Here is a 994-nt window from a genome sequence, read left to right as displayed (position 1 = left end):
TTATTAATTGATCCCTTATAGGTAAAGCGATGAGAGCGTTTTCAAGGTCCTTTAATTGGAAATCATTGAATGTTGATTGAGCCCTTTATTGACAATGCTTGAAGGGTCTTTTATAAAATTAATTGATTGAAATTTCATTTGAATAACAATGCTTTTAATTGGGATTGAGGAGGGCAATATGACACGTTCTTATCCGCTACAAAGTTCTTTACGTGGAAAGTTAGCGCAAGATTTTAAGACGTTTAGGGATAAGGAAGCATTAAGTGATGCAGAGGCCACACGCCAACTTTTGATGTTGGCACTGCGCATCAAACTCAATGACAGTGAGGATGATAGTCCATCGAACCGTGCGTTGATGGAAGAGATTTATCGTGTCGTTCGTGGCTCATCTGCGATCACTGATGTGGTTCATGGACAAACCTTTGATGGTGAAAAATTATTCCGACAACAAAAAGAATCCAAACCCTTTAGGCAACAGGTGAAATCTGATATCGATAATAAAGTCGATGAGTTTCTGGCAGGCAAAAAAAAAGGGTAGTCCATTGGACACCCCTTTTTCTACCGCTCTAACTCTCTATCTAGTTTATTATCTTGGTCATTGTTGTTGTCACGCTCCTGATTAAAATCAAACGTTTTTTGAGGGGAGGGTTCTTTGCTGTCGAAGTGTTCAAGCTCTTTATCTTTGATTTCTTTTGTGTGTTGATTAATATCAGTGTCCGGCTCGTTGGTTAATGAATCATGGTCTTGAGTGGGTGTGTCGAATTCCTCTTTTTGTTGATGCGTTTGTTGATGGTATTGTTCAATACCCTGTTTAATTTCCTCAAGCATATCGTCAGGTGAAACAAACTGAATATTTCTCCCTGAAAAGTTGGCCATGATTTTTTCAACGTTGTTGGGATTTAAATCAGTATTTCCTTGACTCAGTACAATCACAATGTTCTGTCTGATTTCATCGGTGGAGATATTCTGAATGTCATTCTTATGATTGACATTG

The 994-nt window shown here is 38.2% G+C and carries 2 protein-coding genes; one reads left to right on the top strand and one right to left on the bottom strand.

The window, feature by feature from the left end; genetic code table 11:
- Nucleotides 1–178 precede the first annotated feature (178 nt).
- Nucleotides 179–538 (top strand): hypothetical protein, encoded by a 360-nt coding sequence (locus AB4653_RS26490; RefSeq protein WP_016800258.1) that lies wholly within the window; start codon nt 179–181, stop codon nt 536–538.
- Nucleotides 539–558: 20 nt separating this feature from the next.
- Here the strand turns inward: AB4653_RS26490 and AB4653_RS26485 are convergent.
- The coding region (locus AB4653_RS26485; RefSeq protein WP_372105715.1) for a hypothetical protein at nt 559–994 on the bottom strand (436 nt) is incomplete at its 5' end.

Source organism: Vibrio sp. 10N.222.48.A3 (assembly GCF_041475345.1).
In the GTDB taxonomy this organism is placed as follows: Bacteria; Pseudomonadota; Gammaproteobacteria; order Enterobacterales; family Vibrionaceae; genus Vibrio; species Vibrio tasmaniensis_A.
This window is presented reverse-complemented; position numbering and strand designations above follow the sequence as displayed.